General features: G+C 70.7%; 12 protein-coding genes and 1 riboswitch. Of the genes, 10 read left to right on the top strand and 2 right to left on the bottom strand.

Features of this window, described 5'->3' with window-relative positions:
• The first annotated feature begins 9 nt into the window (after nucleotides 1–9).
• The 10 genes from OHA98_RS34690 to OHA98_RS34645 all read left to right on the top strand — a co-directional run bounded on the left by OHA98_RS34690 (nucleotide 10) and on the right by OHA98_RS34645 (nucleotide 13,527).
• Nucleotides 10–2,424, top strand: coding sequence for a tetratricopeptide repeat protein (locus tag OHA98_RS34690; protein WP_266931685.1), 2,415 nt, complete (start codon nucleotides 10–12; stop codon nucleotides 2,422–2,424).
• Entirely contained in the window at nucleotides 2,421–3,857 is a 1,437-nt protein-coding gene (locus OHA98_RS34685; protein WP_266931684.1) for a cytochrome P450, read from the top strand. Before OHA98_RS34690 ends, OHA98_RS34685 begins: the two co-directional genes overlap by 4 nt.
• A gap of 144 nt (nucleotides 3,858–4,001) precedes the next feature.
• On the top strand, nucleotides 4,002–4,973 hold the full coding sequence (locus OHA98_RS34680; protein WP_266931683.1) for a transglycosylase family protein: 972 nt from the start codon (nucleotides 4,002–4,004) through the stop codon (nucleotides 4,971–4,973).
• 290 nt (nucleotides 4,974–5,263) lie between these two features.
• A riboswitch (cyclic di-AMP (ydaO/yuaA leader) is annotated at nucleotides 5,264–5,444 on the top strand.
• A gap of 3 nt (nucleotides 5,445–5,447) precedes the next feature.
• Nucleotides 5,448–6,182 (top strand): transglycosylase family protein, encoded by a 735-nt coding sequence (locus OHA98_RS34675; RefSeq protein ID WP_266931682.1) that lies wholly within the window; start codon nucleotides 5,448–5,450, stop codon nucleotides 6,180–6,182.
• A 356-nt stretch (nucleotides 6,183–6,538) separates the two neighbouring features.
• On the top strand, nucleotides 6,539–7,819 hold the full coding sequence (eno, locus tag OHA98_RS34670) for a phosphopyruvate hydratase (RefSeq protein WP_266931681.1): 1,281 nt from the start codon (nucleotides 6,539–6,541) through the stop codon (nucleotides 7,817–7,819).
• Nucleotides 7,820–7,944: 125 nt separating this feature from the next.
• Nucleotides 7,945–8,415: a septum formation initiator family protein gene (locus tag OHA98_RS34665; protein ID WP_266931680.1), complete on the top strand. Its 471-nt coding sequence runs from the start codon at nucleotides 7,945–7,947 to the stop codon at nucleotides 8,413–8,415.
• 84 nt (nucleotides 8,416–8,499) lie between these two features.
• Nucleotides 8,500–9,057, top strand: a complete 558-nt coding sequence (locus OHA98_RS34660) for a DUF501 domain-containing protein (protein WP_266931679.1) — start codon at nucleotides 8,500–8,502, stop codon at nucleotides 9,055–9,057.
• Entirely contained in the window at nucleotides 9,054–10,004 is a 951-nt protein-coding gene (locus OHA98_RS34655) for a Ppx/GppA phosphatase family protein (protein WP_266931677.1), read from the top strand. The genes OHA98_RS34660 and OHA98_RS34655 overlap by 4 nt, the downstream gene beginning before the upstream one ends.
• A 464-nt stretch (nucleotides 10,005–10,468) precedes the next feature.
• On the top strand, nucleotides 10,469–11,854 hold the full coding sequence (locus tag OHA98_RS34650; protein WP_266931676.1) for an NAD(P)/FAD-dependent oxidoreductase: 1,386 nt from the start codon (nucleotides 10,469–10,471) through the stop codon (nucleotides 11,852–11,854).
• A gap of 368 nt (nucleotides 11,855–12,222) precedes the next feature.
• Nucleotides 12,223–13,527 (top strand): cyclopropane-fatty-acyl-phospholipid synthase family protein, encoded by a 1,305-nt coding sequence (locus tag OHA98_RS34645; RefSeq protein WP_266931675.1) that lies wholly within the window; start codon nucleotides 12,223–12,225, stop codon nucleotides 13,525–13,527.
• Between the two features lie 120 nt (nucleotides 13,528–13,647).
• On the opposite strand, the gene OHA98_RS34640 is transcribed toward OHA98_RS34645, so the two are convergent.
• Together OHA98_RS34640 and OHA98_RS34635 are read right to left on the bottom strand one after the other, a co-directional pair.
• Nucleotides 13,648–16,176, bottom strand: coding sequence for an ABC transporter permease (locus OHA98_RS34640; protein ID WP_266931674.1), 2,529 nt, complete (start codon nucleotides 16,174–16,176; stop codon nucleotides 13,648–13,650).
• A gap of 56 nt (nucleotides 16,177–16,232) precedes the next feature.
• Nucleotides 16,233–17,003 carry an ABC transporter ATP-binding protein gene (locus tag OHA98_RS34635; protein WP_266931673.1) on the bottom strand — a complete coding sequence of 257 codons (771 nt, stop codon included), beginning with the start codon at nucleotides 17,001–17,003 and terminating at the stop codon, nucleotides 16,233–16,235.
• Between the last annotated feature and the right edge of the window lie 10 nt (nucleotides 17,004–17,013).

The following is a 17,013-nucleotide window of genomic DNA, read 5'->3' as shown; positions in this document are numbered from 1 at the left end:
GGACAGGACGTGAGCGCGGAACTGGAATCGCTGGCCGATGACTTGATGCGGGTGATGGCGGGCGGGGAGTGGAAGCGGTTCCGCTTGGACACCAAGCGTGTTCCGGGGAACATCCTGGGCAACTTCGTGGTCAGGCTCGGCAGGATCAAGAACGTGCTGCTGGACGGTGACCCGGACTCGGCCAGGACGGCCTGGTCCATGGTGTTCCGAGAGGTCCTGGACCTGAACCGCAGGTACCCCTTGGCCCTGGCCGTGCTGAGGGAAACGCTGCTCGACTTCCCGGCGGGACCCGACGACGCGGTCCCCCTCCGCGAGGACGCCGTACGCCGCTCCTCGCCGGACGGCACGTCCGACGGCCCGGCGGTCGCGACCGGGGCGATCCACCAGGTGCGCGTCACCGGCGACAGCACCCCCTCCGGCGACCACCGCTCCGACTTCCGGGACGGCGCGTTCACCGGCCCCGTCCAGGGCAATGGCGTACAGAACAACAACTACTTCGGACCGCACGCGTACCACGCCACGCCCCCGGTCACCGAGTGGCCGCAGCTCGGCCGGGCCGACCCGGTCGCCCTCGGCGTGCGGCGCAGCCGCAGGCTCCCCGAGGAGCCCGCCCTGCCCGTATATACGGGCAGGGACTGCGACACGCGGCTGGGCGCGCTGGTCCGGGAGGCGGCCCGGTCCGGCGGGCTGGTCCTGGTGACCGGGGAGCCCCTGTCGGGGAAGACCAGGACGGCCTGGGCGGCACTGTTCAGCAATCTCTCCGGCACGACGCGGATCTACGCGCCCCCGCATGGAACGGACCTGCGGGGCCTGCCCGCCGTCCTGCGCGAGCGGCACGGCGAGAACGCCGTCCTGTGGCTCGACGACCTGGAGGGCCACCTCGGCGAGAACGGCCTGACCGCGGCGGTGCTCGCCGACCTCGTCGCGCGGAGCACGCCGGTGATCGCCACGATGGGCGACGAGGCGTACGACACACACCGCTTCGGCACGTCCGCGAGTGCCCGGGTGCTGATCGGGGTGGAACCGGTCGAGCTGAGCCGTGAATGGAGCCGGGACGAGATGTCGAGGCTGGTCGAGAACATGTCCGACCGCCGGCTGGTGGGCGCGTACTACGCGGGCAACGACCAGGGTGTCACCGAGTACCTGGCCATCGGCCCCGAGCTCGCGGACGAATGGCGTCGCGCCCGCCGCGCCAACGCCCATCCGCGCGGACATCTGCTGGTGCGCGCCGCGATCGACCTGGCCCGCTGCGGGGCCGGCGACGATCTCGCGCTGGACGTGCTGCGCCGGGCGCACCGGTTGTACGGGGCGGAGTACGTCAGGGCCGAGCGGGAGAGTCTCGTGGACGCCCTCGCCTGGGCGTCCGGCGTCCGGCACGGGGTGACCGGAATGCTCGTGGCGGGCCGGGGCAGGAACACCTGGCGGGTCTACCACTCCCTGGTGGCGGACGCGCACGACCGGGCACCGGGCTTCGCCTCCCCGGTGCCCCTGGAGATGTGGCTGCTCGCCCTCGAAGTGGTGCGCGGTGTCAGCGGGCTCCGCGACGACATCCACCAGCGGGCCCACGCGGCGCTGGAGCCGGACGCGGACGGCGATCCGGACGTCCTGACGGCGCTCGGCCGGATCGACCGGGAGTTCGGCGACGAGGCCGCCTCGGAGCGCTGGTTCCGGAGCGCGGCGGACGCGGGCAGCACCGAGGCTGCGGCCCTGGTCGGGAAGGCGCTGGCAGCCCGGGACGAGGCGGAGGCGGCGATCCCGTATCTGGAGGCCGCGGCGGAGGCGGGAGACGTGGAGGCGCAGCGCGAGCTCGGCTCCGTACTGGCCGAACGTGCGGAGTTCTGGCTGACCGAGGCCGCGGAGGCGGGCGACGGCCCGGCGGCGCAGCGGCTGGGCGACCTCCACCGGGGGCAGGGGCACACGGGTTCCGCCATGCAGTGGTACCTGAAGGCGGCCGCGTGCGGGCAGGAGGCCAATGTCGCGTGGCAGGTCGGCTCGCTGCTCCACGACTGGGAGCAGCCGGAGGAGGCGGAGAAGTGGTACGGAAAGGCCGTCGCGCAGGGCGACGCCAGGGCGATGAACAATCTGGCGCTGATCCGTGACGAGGCGGGCGCCAAGGAGGAGGCGGAACGCCTCTACCGGCAGGCCGCGGAGGCCGGGAACTCCAGTGCGGCCTGCAACGTCGGGCATCTCCTGCAGGGCCGGGGAAAGACGGAGGAGGCGCGGCACTGGTTCGAGCGGAGCCATGGGATGGACGACTACAACGCGGCCTACGCACTCGCGGTGATGCTGGAGGACGAGGGCAACGAGGCCGAGGCCGAGGAGTGGTTCGGCAAGGCCGTCGAGGCCGGACACCACTGTGCCGAGCAGGCGCTCGCCGATCTGCGGGCGGCCCGTGAGGAGCGGCCGGATAACGTCGAGGGGTGAACGCCAGCCCCGCCGAGCCCGCAGCCGAGCCTCCCGCCGACGCCCCCGCGCCCGCGCACTCCGACGCAGCCGAGCCCCCCGCCGACGCCCCCGCGCCCGCCCCCGTCTGCCCGTACGCCCCCGGCGCCTTCGGAGACACGGCCCCCGCGCCCGCGCCCCCCGCCCCCGAACTCTTCACCTGGGAGTTCGCCACCGACCCGTACCCCGCCTACGCATGGCTCCGTGAGCACAGCCCCGTGCACCGGACGACGCTGCCCAGCGGGGTCGAGGCCTGGCTCGTGACGCGGTACGCGGACGCCAAGCAGGCTCTCGCCGACTCCCGGCTCTCCAAGAACCCGGCGCACCACGCCGAGCCGGCGCACGCCAAGGGGAAGACGGGCATCCCGGGGGAGCGCAAGGCGGAGCTGATGACGCATCTGCTGAACATCGACCCGCCGGACCACACCCGGCTGCGCCGGCTCGTTTCCAAGGCGTTCACCCCGCGCCGGGTCGCGGAGTTCGCGCCGCGCGTGCAGGAGCTGACGGACCGCCTCATCGACAACTTCATCGAGGAGGGGAAGGCGGACCTCATCCATGACTTCGCCTTCCCGCTCCCCATCTACGCCATCTGCGATCTGCTGGGTGTTCCGCGCGAGGACCAGGACGACTTCCGGGACTGGGCGGGCATGATGATCCGCCACGGCGGCGGCCCGCGCGGCGGGGTGGCCCGGTCGGTCAAGAAGATGCGCGGCTATCTCGCGGAGCTGATCCACCGGAAGCGGGAGGGCCTGGGGGCCGAGGGCGAGGACGACGACCTGATCTCGGGTCTGATCCGGGCGAGCGACCACGGCGAGCACCTCACCGAGAACGAGGCCGCCGCGATGGCCTTCATCCTTCTCTTCGCCGGATTCGAGACCACGGTCAACCTCATCGGAAACGGTACGTACGCCCTGCTGCGCCACCCGGAACAGCGGGCGCTCCTCGATCGCGCGCTCGACGCGGGGGACACGGAGCTGCTGGCCACGGGCATCGAGGAACTGCTGCGGTACGACGGACCGGTAGAGCTGGCCACCTGGCGCTTCGCGACCGAGGCGCTGACGCTCGGGGGGCGGGACATCGCCGCGGGTGATCCTGTGCTCGTCGTGCTCGCCGCGGCCGACCGGGACCCGGAACGGTTCGACGACCCGGACACGCTCGACCTCGCACGGCGTGACAATCAGCACCTCGGCTACGGGCACGGCATCCACTACTGCCTGGGAGCGCCGCTCGCCCGGCTGGAGGGGCAGGCGGCGATCGCGACGCTGCTACGACGCCTTCCGGAGCTGCGACTTGCGGGAGAACCGACCGATTTGCGGTGGCGCGGAGGTCTCATCATGCGTGGACTGCGCACGCTGCCGGTGGAGTTCGAGCCGGGCCGGCGGCACAACAGAAGTGACGCTGCGTCAACTCTGTGACTTTCACGTGATCTGCGCTGCATCGACTTGTGACACACGTTCGAGTCCCGCTAGGTTCACCGTTCAACGCCTCGAACGGGGCGTCACGTGACTCGCCGGTCACCTCAGTACCCACACCAGTCAGTCGCACGGAAGGCAAACCCCATGGGCTCCGCGAACGGCAGACACCGCCGCCCTCGCCAGGCACCCGCCATCGTCGTCGCCGCGGGCGTGACGGGATCGGCCATTGCGATCCCGCTGCTCGGCGCGGCCGGTGCGCACGCCGCCGAGGCCTCGACCTGGGACCGGGTCGCGGAGTGCGAGAGCGGCGGCATGTGGAGCGCCGACCTCGGCAACGGCTTCTACGGCGGGCTCCAGTTCTCGCAGGACACCTGGTCCGCGTACGGCGGCACGGCGTTCGCGCCCCGGGCCGACCTCGCCAGCCGCTCGCAGCAGATCGCCGTGGCGGAGAAGGTCCTGGGCGACCAGGGTCCGAAGGCCTGGCCCAGTTGCGCGGTGATCTCCGGACTCGCGACGGACAGCTCGCTGCCGGGCGTCGACCCGGGTCCCGCGCCCTCCGCCGACCCTTCGGATATGGCGCCGGCGGACGGACTGCCGGACGGCGGGACGGACGGGACGGCGGACGAAGCCGACGGCGGTGGTACGCCGGGCGGGAACGACGCCTCCGGCGAGGCGGCCGACCCCTCGTCGAGCCCTTCCGCGCCGCCCGCGAGCCCTTCCCCGAAGGCGCCCGCACCCGAGGGCTCCTCGGCGCCTGACGCCCCGAAGGGCACGGACGGCACCGGAGGCAAGCACCGCGGTACGCCGGCCCCCGAGGAGAGCCGGGCCGCGGACCGGGACGGCGGGCGCGAGTCCGGCCGGCATGCCTCGCGCGGCGAGGGCGAGGCGCGCGACGGCGGTACGGCACCCGTCGGCGGCGACTACACCGTCCGGCCGGGCGACAGCCTCTGGGCGATTGCTGACGCACAGAAACTCCCCGGTGGATGGACCGCGCTGTACGAGGCGAACAAGGATGCCGTCGGGGTGGACCCGGACCTGATCCTGCCCGGCCAGAGCCTGGAGCTGAGCCCGGACGCGGCCCCCTCCGGCGATGTCGAGGGCGCCGCCGCCAACTGATCCAATTCGGGAAAACGCCCCGAAATCCGGGGTAGTTCAGAGGCCTATGTCCACTTATGCGTAAGTGAGACATGGGTCTCTTTGCTTCAACTGGCGTGTCTCGTCCGCCGGGTCCGCCCATATCGCCCCCGACCTGCGGAAACGTTCCTCTGTTGATGGCAAGTAAGGCCCGATTGACCGGTATGTCCATCTTTGAATGTGGGGGTTGCCTGTGTTTACGGTCGGAACCGCTCGCACCGCGGGCCCCGTCGACCGTCACGCCGAATCCTGCCGTCGGTCGAAGGGAACAGACGCGTAAAGCGCCGTAGGCAGGAGCGGGGGACCCAGGTAAGCGCCGGGCCCGGTCGACTCGTCCCGTACGAGAGCGATCAGGACCGGCTTGGGGTGAAGTCGCGTGCTAGGACACGCGGCCGGGCAACTCACTTGGCCCGAACCCGACAGCTCACCTCGTAGGCGTCGGTGAGGAGAAGTTCCATGCTGCGTAACAGCAAGGGCAAGCACCGCCGCCCGTCCAAGGCCGTCCGTGTCGCCACGCTCGCCGGTGTCGCCGGTGCCGCCGTCGCCGTCCCGCTGATGGGTGCGACCGGCGCCTCCGCCGCCTCCGTCTCCACCTGGGACGCCGTCGCCCAGTGCGAGTCCGGTGGCAACTGGTCCATCAACACCGGCAACGGCTACTACGGCGGTCTGCAGTTCTCGCAGTCCAGCTGGGCAGCCGCCGGCGGTACGCAGTACGCCGCCCGCGCCGACCTGGCCACCAAGTCCCAGCAGATCGCCACCGCCGAGAAGCTCCTCGACATGCAGGGCCCCGGTGCCTGGGCCTGCGCCGGTGCCGGCGGTCTGACCAACGACGGTGTGGACCCGGGTGTCGACACCGGCTCCGGCCAGGCCGAGCAGGAGCAGGCCCAGCCGAAGCAGCAGGCCCAGCCGAAGCAGCAGGAGCGCCAGGCCGAGCAGCCCGCCTCCCGCGGCGAGCAGCGCACCGCCCCGGCCGCCCCCAAGGCCGAGTCCGCCAAGACCGTGACGACCCCGACCGGTCAGAAGGTCCAGAAGGGCGACGGCGAGTACAAGGTGAAGTCCGGCGACACCCTCAGCAAGATCGCTGAGAAGGAAGGCGTCAAGGGCGGCTGGCAGAAGGTCTTCAAGCTCAACGGCGACATCGTCCAGGACGCCGACCTGATCTTCCCGGGCCAGCAGCTCCACCTGAAGTAGTCCCCGCCCGGCCCGGAGCGCTCCCGCTCCGGCCGAAGCGGATCACGGCTTCTCCTCCCTCCGAGGGGGACGTCCGGCGGCATCTCCCTCGGCTCCGCCCCCGGCCCGGCGCGCTCACCCCCCGTGCGCGCCGGGCCGGGGTGTTTTGGCTGCGCGGCCGGCTCCGTGCGTTCAACTTCTGTAGTTACCAGCCAGTAAATTTCTTGACCTTCCTCCCGGTATGCGGGCCCTTGGGTCCTTTTTCGTCCCAGGAGACGGGCGGTCGGCCGCCCCACGGGGCCGAGCCGGTTAGGCTCGTGTCGCAAGGCCACAGTGACCCTGCACAACCAGCGTCATATCCCAGAAGGAGATGCCTCGTGCCGTCCATCGACGTCGTCGTAGCCAGGGAAATCCTCGACTCCCGGGGCAACCCCACGGTCGAGGTCGAGGTTGGCCTCGACGACGGCAGCACGGGACGTGCTGCTGTTCCGTCCGGCGCCTCCACCGGTGCGTTCGAGGCCATTGAGCTTCGCGACGGTGACCCCAACCGCTACCAGGGCAAGGGCGTCGAGAAGGCCGTCCTCGCCGTCATCGAGCAGATCGGCCCGGAGCTCGTCGGTTACGACGCCACCGAGCAGCGCCTCATCGACCAGGCGATGTTCGACCTGGACGCCACCGAGAACAAGGCCTCGCTCGGCGCCAACGCCATCCTCGGTGTCTCGCTGGCCGTCGCCCACGCCGCGTCCGAGGCGTCCGACCTGCCGCTCTTCCGCTACCTCGGCGGCCCGAACGCGCACCTGCTGCCCGTTCCGATGATGAACATCCTGAACGGCGGCTCGCACGCCGACTCCAACGTGGACATCCAGGAGTTCATGATCGCGCCGATCGGCGCGGAGTCCTTCTCCGAGGCCCTGCGCTGGGGCGCGGAGATCTACCACACCCTGAAGAAGGTCCTGAAGACCAAGGGCCTGTCCACCGGACTCGGTGACGAGGGCGGCTTCGCCCCGAACCTGGAGTCCAACCGCGCCGCCCTGGACCTCATCGTCGAGGCCATCAAGGAGGCCGGTTACGTCCCCGGCCGCGATATCGCGCTCGCGCTCGACGTCGCCGCGTCCGAGTTCTACAAGGACGGCAGCTACGAGTTCGAGGGCAAGTCCCGCTCGGCCGCCGAGATGACCGAGTACTACGAGGAGCTCGTCTCCGCGTACCCGCTGGTCTCCATCGAGGACCCGCTGTACGAGGACGACTGGGCCGGCTGGAAGGTCATCACCGACAAGCTCGGCGCCAAGGTGCAGATCGTCGGCGACGACCTCTTCGTCACCAACCCGGAGCGCCTGGCCCGCGGCATCGAGGAGGGCTCCGCGAACGCCCTGCTCGTCAAGGTCAACCAGATCGGTTCGCTGACCGAGACCCTGGACGCCGTCGAGCTGGCCCAGCGCAACGGCTTCAAGTGCATGATGTCGCACCGTTCCGGTGAGACCGAGGACGTCACCATCGCCGACCTCGCCGTCGCCGTGAACTGCGGCCAGATCAAGACCGGCGCCCCGGCCCGCTCGGACCGTGTCGCCAAGTACAACCAGCTGCTGCGCATCGAGGAGATCCTCGACGACGCCGCGGTGTACGCGGGCCGCTCGGCGTTCCCGCGCTTCAAGGGCTGACATCCCGGCACCCGGGGGCCGGTCACCGGCCCTTCGGTGGTTCGGTGCACCAGCCTCCGTCCGTCCCCGCACTCGGTCCCGTACCGTGTGCGGGGACGGACGTGCGTAATGGGGAGGCGGGAGACATGGCCGGGAAGGACCGCGACCGGTTCTCCACCTCGACCAGGCTGCGACTGCTCGGCGAGCAGACCGCGGCCCGCGTCTACCGTTCCCAGAACCGCCGGCAGGCCCGCCGCTCCCGGCTCACCGGCCGGGCCGCCTTCCTGGCCCTGGTCGTCTGTTCCCTGGTGGTCGCGCTCGCGTACCCCATGCGGCAGTACGTCTCCCAGCGCGACGACATCGCCGACCAGGAGCGGCTCTCCCAGGAGGCGGGCCGGCGCACCGAGGAGCTGCGCGACGAGAAGGCGCGGCTCCAGGACGACGCGTACATCATGCGGCTGGCCCGTGAGCACCTCCATTACGTACTCCCCGGGGAGACCGGCTACACCGTGGCCGACCCCGACGCGGCCGAGGACCGCCGCGGAGAGCCGGGCGCGGCGGACCGCCCCTGGCACTCGAACCTCTGGGACGGCGTGGACAGCGCCGACCGCGACTGACCCGCACCCCTGAACAGCACCGTCGAGCAGAGCCTTCAAGCAGCGTCTTGTCGAGCAGAACCTTCGAGCAGAACCAAGGCAGGCATGGAAACGCCCCCTCCGCAGACCGAGTCCACCAAGCCCACCGACGCGGACATCGCCGCGTTCGAGCAGCAGCTCGGCCGCCCGCCGCGCGGTCTGCGGGCCATCGCGCACCGCTGCCCGTGCGGCAACCCGGACGTGGTCGAGACGCAGCCCCGTCTGGAGGACGGCACGCCGTTCCCGACGACGTACTACCTCACCTGTCCGCGCGCGGCGTCGGCGATCGGGACGCTGGAGGCCAACGGGGTCATGAAGGAGATGACCGAGCGTCTCCAGACGGACCCCGAGCTGGCGGCGGCCTACCGCCGGGCGCACGAGGACTACATCGCCCGCCGCGACGCCATCGAGGTCCTGGAGGGCTTCCCCAGCGCGGGCGGCATGCCGGACCGGGTGAAGTGCCTGCACGTCCTGGTCGGCCACTCGCTGGCCGCGGGCCCCGGGGTGAACCCGCTGGGCGACGAGGCGATCGCGATGCTGCCCGAGTGGTGGGCGAAGGGCCCGTGCGTCACACCGTGCGAGGCGTCCGGGGCGGACGGCGCCGACGGGGGGACGGGCCGGTGACCCGGGTCGCCGCCGTCGACTGCGGTACGAACTCCATCCGTCTGCTCGTCGCCGACGCGGACCCCGCCACCGGCGAGATCGTCGAGCTCGACCGGCGGATGCAGATCGTCCGCCTCGGCCAGGGCGTCGACCGGACCGGCAGGCTCGCCCCCGACGCGCTGGAACGCACCTTCGCGGCCTGCCGCGAGTACGCGGCGGTGATCAAGGAGCTCGGCGCCGAACGCGTCCGCTTCGTCGCCACCTCCGCCTCGCGCGACGCCGAGAACAGCGACGAGTTCGTCACCGGTGTCCTGGACATCCTGGGCGTCGAGCCGGAGGTGATCAGCGGTGACCAGGAGGCCGAGCTCTCCTTCACCGGCGCCACGAAGGAACTGGTCGGCGGCGACCACTTCGCCAAGCCCTATCTCGTGGTGGACATCGGCGGCGGCTCCACGGAGTTCGTCGTCGGGGACGACGAGGTCCGCGCGGCCCGCTCCGTGGACATCGGCTGCGTCCGGATGACGGAGCGCCACCTCGTGCACGAGGGCGCCGTCGTCGACCCGCCCACGCTCGGCCGGATCACCGCGATCCGCGCGGACATCGACGCGGCCCTGGACCTCGCGGAGGAGACCGTGCCGCTCGGCGGGGCCGCCACGCTCGTCGGCCTGGCCGGGACGGTCACCACGGTGGCGGCGATCGCCCTGGGGCTCACGGAGTACGACTCCGCCGCGATCCACCACTCCCGGATCCCGTTCGAGCGGGTCGAGGAGATCACCGGACGCCTGCTCGCCTCGACGCACGAGGAGCGCGCCGCGATTCCCGCGATGCACCCGGGCCGGGTCGATGTGATCACCGCCGGAGCGCTCGTCCTGCTCGCCGTGATGAAGCGGACCGGCGCCCGGGAGGTCGTCGTCAGCGAGCACGACATCCTGGACGGCATCGCGTGGTCGGCCGCGTCCGGCCACTGAGCCCGGCGCCCGCCCCGTACCTCTGCTCACGCCCCCCCCGCGCACCTGCTCATACGCATTCCCGTCTGCACTTTTGAGCCGCGTACGGGTCCCCGGAAGCCCTTCCGGGGACCCCTTCGCGGGCGCGCCGCGACCAAGTTCGTGAACTTCTTCACAAGGAATTCGGCCCTGTTGGACGCAGTTCGGCGCCCAAGGGGCTGTGCAGGTGGTCCGCGGTGCCCCGCGGCGGGTGTGCGGGCATGTTCCGGGGGTGTTGCGCGCGGATGAATCCCGGCCCTGGTTCCCCTCGCGCGGACGGTCAAGGGCCAGCTCACAAGCGGTGAACAACGTTCGCCGCGGACGCCTGGTTCCCCGGCGGCGCCATGACCTCGGTCACGTGGGCGGCGAAGTGTAGCAGAGGTGACTCCGAACCTTGTGAAGGGGCTCACGAGCTCCCCCTCTGAGGGGGGTGGATACTCGATGGCATGAGCACCACGGAGCGTCCCAGGATCCTCGTTGTAGGCGGTGGGTACGTAGGCCTGTACGCAGCTCGACGCATTCTCAAGAAGATGCGCTACGGAGAGGCGACCGTCACGGTCGTCGACCCGCGCTCGTACATGACGTACCAGCCCTTCCTCCCCGAAGCTGCTGCCGGCAGCATCTCGCCTCGGCATGTCGTCGTCCCGCTGCGACGCGTGCTGCCCAAGGCTGAGGTTCTCACCGGTCGTGTCACGACCATTGACCAGGACCGCAAGGTCGCCACGGTCGCGCCGCTCGTCGGCGAGGCCTACGAGCTGCCCTTCGACTACCTGGTCATCGCGATGGGCGCGGTCTCCCGCACCTTCCCGATCCCCGGCCTCGCCGAGCAGGGCATCGGCATGAAGGGCATCGAGGAGTCCATCGGTCTGCGCAACCACGTCCTGGAGCAGCTGGACAAGGCTGACTCCACGACCGATGAGGACGTCCGCCGCAAGGCGCTGACGTTCGTCTTCGTGGGCGGCGGTTTCGCCGGTGCGGAGACCATCGGCGAGGTCGAGGACATGGCCCGTGACGCGGCGAAGTACTACACGAACGTGAAGCGCGAGGACATGCGCTTCATCCTCGTCGACGCCGCGGACAAGATTCTTCCCGAGGTCGGCCCGAAGCTGGGCGCCTACGGCAAGGAGCACCTGGAGAGCCGCGGCGTGGAGATCTACCTCTCCACCTCCATGGACTCCTGCGTGGACGGCCGTGTCGTGCTGAAGAACGGCCTTGAGGTCGACTCCAGCACCATCGTGTGGACGGCCGGTGTGAAGCCGAACCCGGCACTGGCCCGCTTCGGTCTGCCGCTCGGCCCGCGCGGCCACGTGGACACCTCCGAGAAGCTCCAGGTGCAGGGCACCGACTACATCTGGGCCGCCGGCGACAACGCCCAGGTTCCGGACCTGGTCGGCCGCAAGGCCGGCAACCCGAACGCCTGGTGCCCGCCCAACGCCCAGCACGCGCTGCGTCAGGCCAAGGTCCTCGGCGACAACGTCATCTCCGGCATGCGGGGCTTCCCGCAGAAGGAGTACAGCCACGCCAACAAGGGTGCGGTCGCCGGTCTCGGCCTGCACAAGGGCGTCGCGATGATCGTCATGGGCAAGGTGAAGATCAAGCTCAAGGGCCGTCTCGCCTGGTACATGCACCGCGGCTACCACGGCATGGCGATGCCGACCTGGAACCGTAAGATCCGGATCTTCGCCGACTGGACCCTGGCGATGTTCCTCAAGCGCGAGGTCGTCTCGCTCGGCGCCATGGAGACGCCGCGCGAGGAGTTCTACGAGGCCGCCAAGCCGGCTCCGGCTCCGGCCGCCGCCAAGGCCGAGGGCGAGAAGGCCAAGGCCTCCTAGCGCTCTTGCCGGCAGCTCCGCCCCGCAGCGGGCGGACGCCGTCGGCACCGGCTCCACCGGTTCCGGTCCGCCGGATCCTCCCGCACGATGCCCGAAGGGGCCGTCCGCCATCCGTGGTGCGGACGGCCCCTTCGGCATGTCCGGACGCCGTCCCGGGTCCGGGGCCGGTGACGTTCCTGACACGTGTACATGCGTGCTGCGTACACGTGCTTTGCCGATCCGTTGCCCTGTAGCGGGATGGCCGGCGCTCCGGAGACAGTTGACGCAGGTGTATCCCGTCGCGGCACCCGAGGTGTCGTGACGGGGTCAAGAGCATGGTTATGCGAATTTTGGCATGTTTGGGAAACACCACCACGGAGGTGTGCGCCATGGCAGACGCCGCATCGCGGCTGACCGCTCTCGCCGAAGAGTTGCTGGGAGAACCCCTACCGGTCCGCATCCGGGCCTGGGACGGCAGCGAATCCGGCCCGCCGGGTGCCCCCGCCCTGGTGATCCGGCACCGCCGGGCCCTGCGCAGGCTCCTGTGGAAGCCGGGCGAGCTGGGCCTGGCCCGCGCCTGGGTGGCCGGGGAGATCGACGTCGACGGCAATCTGTACGAGGCCCTGGACCACCTCGCCGCCCTGCTGTGGGAACGCGACGTCGACGCCGAGGCCTCCCTGCACCCGGTCCGCGACCCGAAGGTCCGGGCCTTCGCCCGCGGGCTCGTCGAACTGGCCGGTCCCTGGCCCCCGCCGGCCCCGCCCGCCGAGGAGGTCCGCCGCCGTACCGGTGCCATACACACCAAGCGGCGCGACAAGAGGGCCATCAGCCACCACTACGACGTCGGCAACGACTTCTACGAACTGGTCCTCGGCCCGTCCATGGTCTACTCCTGCGCCTACTGGGACGAGGGCAGCACCCTGGAGGAGGCCCAGCGCGACAAGCTCGACCTGGTCTGCCGCAAGCTCGCGCTGAAGGAGGGCGACCGTCTCCTGGACGTCGGCTGCGGCTGGGGCTCCATGGCCATCCACGCGGCCCGGGAGTACGGCGCCCGGGTCACCGGGGTGACCCTCTCCACCGAACAGGCCGCGTACGCCAGGAAGCGCATCGCCGGGGAGGGGCTGACCGACCGGATAGAGATCCGGGTCCAGGACTACCGGGATGTCAGGGACGGCCCGTACGACGCCATCTCCTCGATCGGGATGGCCGAGCACGTCGGCTCCGTCCGCTACCGCGAGTACGCCGACGACCTCTACGCGCTCCTGCGGCCCGGCGGCCGGCTCCTCAACCACCAGATCGCCCGCCGCCCGGAGAAGGACGAGGACGCCTACCGCATCGACGAGTTCATCGACGCGTACGTCTTCCCCGACGGCGAACTCGCCCCGGTGGGCCGGACGACCGCCACCCTTGAGGAGGCCGGGTTCGAGGTCCGCGACGTCGAGGCCATCCGCGAGCACTACGCGCTCACCCTGCGCCGCTGGGTTGCCAACCTGGAGGAGCACTGGGAGCGGGCGGTACGGGCCACCTCGCCCGGACGGGCCAGGGTCTGGCGGCTCTACATGGCCGCCTCCGCGCTCTCCTTCGAGCACAACAAGATCGGCGTCAACCAGATCCTCGTGGTCCGCCCGGAGGAGGGCGGCGCCGTCCGCATGCCGTTGCGCTCCCGCGAGTGGACGGCCGCGGCCGGGAACTGAGGCCCGCGCACGGAGCGGCCGGCCCGACGGCCCGGTACGGAGACGGAAAGAAGGGGAGGGGCCGGTGACCGCGTCGCGCGGTCACCGGCCCCTCCCCTCCGTCCGGGTCCCCGGCGGGCGCTACTCGGTCTTGATCGCCGTCAGCATGTTCAGCTTCGCGGCGCTGCGGGCCGGCCACAGCGAGGCCAGCACGCCCACCAGACCGGCGAGCACGAGGAACAGCGCGAGGCGGTCCCACGGGATGACCAGGCTGTAGTTGGGGATGTCAGCGGCCAGGGTACGGCCGATGGCCCAGCCCAGGAACGTACCGAGCGCGACGCCGATCACCGCGCCGAAGACCGAGATGACCACGGCCTCCAGACGGATCATGCGCTTGACCCGGCCCCGGTCGAGGCCGATCGCCCGCAGCATGCCGATCTCCTGCTGACGCTCGAACACCGACATCGCCAGGGTGTTGATGACACCCAGCACCGCGATGATCAGGGCCATCGCCAGCAGCCCGTACATGATGTTCAGCGCGATGTTGACGAAGCCGCCGAACATGTCCCGGATGTCGGCCCGGTCCATGATGCTCATCGCCGGGTTGTCACCCAGCGCGTCCACCAGGGCCTGCTCGTTGGCCTGGGTGCCGCCGCCGTCCATCTTGAGCCAGATCTCGCGGATGTCCGCCAGCGGGGTGTGCTTGCTGACGATGTCCTTCGGCAGCAGGAACGGCGAGAGGAATTCGTTCTCCTCGTAGAGGGCGCCGATCTTCAGCTCGCCCTTCTTCTCGTCCTCGAACTTCACCGCGACGGTGTCGCCGGTCTTCCAGCCGTTCGACTTCGCGGTCTTGCTGCCGACCGCGATCTCGCCGTCGTTCAGCGAGCCCAGCGAGCCGGAGACCGTCTTCAGCGAGAAGAGCTTCTCCACATCACCGGGGGTCACTCCGGAGGCCGAGTGGTAGTCCTCACCGATCCACAGCGAGGAGGCCTGCTGCGGGGAGACCGCGGTGACCCCGTCGGCCTTCTCCAGGGCGCTGAGCGCCGACTGGTCCAGCGCGTCACCGCTGGCCATCGAGACCATGTAGTCGGCCTTGATGTTGTCCGTCGTCATCCGGTCGACCGCCTGGCCGAGCGTGACGCCGAGCACCGAGATCCCGGTGACGAGGGTCAGCCCGATCGCCAGCGCGGAGGCAGTGGCCCCGGTACGCCGGGGGTTACGGACGGAGTTCTGCGCGGCCAGCTTCCCGGAGACGCCGAACAGCTTCATCAGCAGCGGCCGCACCAGTGCGATCACCGGCCGCGACAGCAGCGGGATGAGCACGATGACGGCGATCAGGGCGAAGAAGGCGCCGGCCGCGACGGTGTAGCGGCCGTTCGTGCCGCCCGAGGAGGCCCCGGCGACGATGGCCGCCGCGCCGATCAGGCCGAGCACACCGCCGATCGAGTTCCGTACGACCAGGGACTTGGTGGTGGCCACCGCGTGCACACTGCTCATCGCCGCCACCGGCGCGATCTTCGCGGCCCGGCGGGCGGGCAGCCAGGCGGCGAGCACGGTGATCACGATGCCGACCGTGAAGGCCGCGGCGACCGCGGTCGGGGAGACGACCAGCGGGCCGGCGGGGATCTTCCCGCCGAGCAGGCTCATCGCGGAGCGCAGACCGATGGCGAGGCCGAGACCCAGCACGAAGCCGATCACCGAGGCGATCGCGCCGACCACGGCCGCTTCGAGCAGGACGGAACGCTTCACCTGGCCGCGGGAGGCGCCGACGGCCCGCATCAGGGCCAGTTCCTTGGTGCGCTGGGCCACCAGCATGGTGAAGGTGTTGGCGATCAGGAAGATGCCGACGAAGAGGGCGATGCCGGCGAAGGCGAGCAGCATCCCGTTGAGGGCCCCGAGGCCGCTCTCGATCTGCTCGGCCTGCTCGTCGGCGAGCTCGGCGCCGGTCTGGGCGGAGGCGTCCTTGGGCAGCAGCGGCTTCACCGCCGACAGCAGCTTCCGGTCCGAGGCGCCGGCCTCGGCGGCCACGGTGACGTCCCTGAAGACGCCGGGCTTGAGGTAGAGCTTCTGCGCGGACGCGGTGTCGAACAGGACCAGGCTGCCGCCCGCGTTGACCGCGCCGTCCTCGGTGGTGAAGACACCGGAGAGGGTGTACTCCTTCACCGGCCCGTTGGTGGCGACCCGCACCGGGTCGCCGACGCTGTACTCGCCCTTGCGCGCGGTGTCCTTGTCCAGCGCGATGGTGCCGTCCTTCGCCGGGCCGGTGCCCTCGGTGAAGGTGTACGCGGCGTCCTTGCCGTCCTTGCCGGGGGCGAAGTTGGCCCCGGTGTTGGACCAGCCGTTGCCGATGAGCTTGCCGTCGGGGTCGGCGACCCCGGCGAAGCCCGAGACCCGGCCGGTGGCGCTCGCCACGCCGTCCAGGTCCTCGATCTTCTTCAGGGTGGCGTCGTCGATGCCTTGGGCCTTGTCGTCGCGCTGGTCGGCGTAGGTGCTGACGGCGACGGCGACGTTGTCGTAGCTCTTGGCCGACTGGTTGCGGAAGGCGTTGCCGAGGGTGTCGGTGAAGACCAGGGTGCCGGAGACGAAGGCTACGCCGAGCATGACGGCGAGCACGGTCATCAGCAGCCTGGCCTTGTGCGCGAGCACATTGCGCAGGGCGGTACGGAACATGTCTGTAGTCCTGGGATGGGTTCCGGAAGGGGGACGGGGGGCGGCAGCCGGTTACGTCAGCTGGTGCGGCCCTTCGCGTCGAACGCCTTCATCCGGTCGAGGACCCCGTCCGCGGTGGGGTGCAGCATCTGGTCGACGATCGCGCCGTCCGCGAGGAAGATGACCCGGTCCGCGTAGGAGGCGGCCACCGGGTCGTGGGTCACCATCACCACGGTCTGGCCGAGCTCGCGCACCGAGTTGCGCAGGAAGCCGAGCACCTCGGCGCCGGAGCGGGAGTCCAGGTTCCCGGTCGGCTCGTCGCCGAAGATGATCTCGGGCTGCGAGGCCAGGGCGCGGGCCACGGCGACACGCTGCTGCTGGCCGCCGGAGAGCTCGGTCGGCCGGTGCTTCAGCCGCTCGGACAGCCCCACCATGTCGATGACCTTCTGCAGCCACGCGGCGTCGGGCTTACGGCCCGCGATGTCCATCGGGAGAGTGATGTTCTCCAGCGCCGTCAGCGTCGGCAGCAGGTTGAACGCCTGGAAGATGAAACCGATCTTGTCCCGGCGCAGCTGGGTGAGCTGCTTGTCCTTGAGGGAGCCCAGCTCGGTCTCGCCGATGCGGACGGAGCCGCTGCTGAAGCTGTCGAGACCCGCCACGCAGTGCATCAGTGTGGACTTGCCGGAGCCCGAGGGGCCCATGATCGCGGTGAACTCGCCCTGCGGGAAGTCCACGGTCACCCGGTCGAGGGCGACCACCTGGGTCTCACCCTGCCCGTAGACCTTCGACAGCTCCGTGGCGCGGGCAGCCACCGCGGTGGCGCGGTGAACGGTGGGGGTGGTGATCACAGGGACGCTC

The organism is Streptomyces sp. NBC_00654, from assembly GCF_026341775.1.
GTDB lineage: Bacteria > Actinomycetota > Actinomycetes > Streptomycetales > Streptomycetaceae > Streptomyces.
This window is presented reverse-complemented; position numbering and strand designations above follow the sequence as displayed.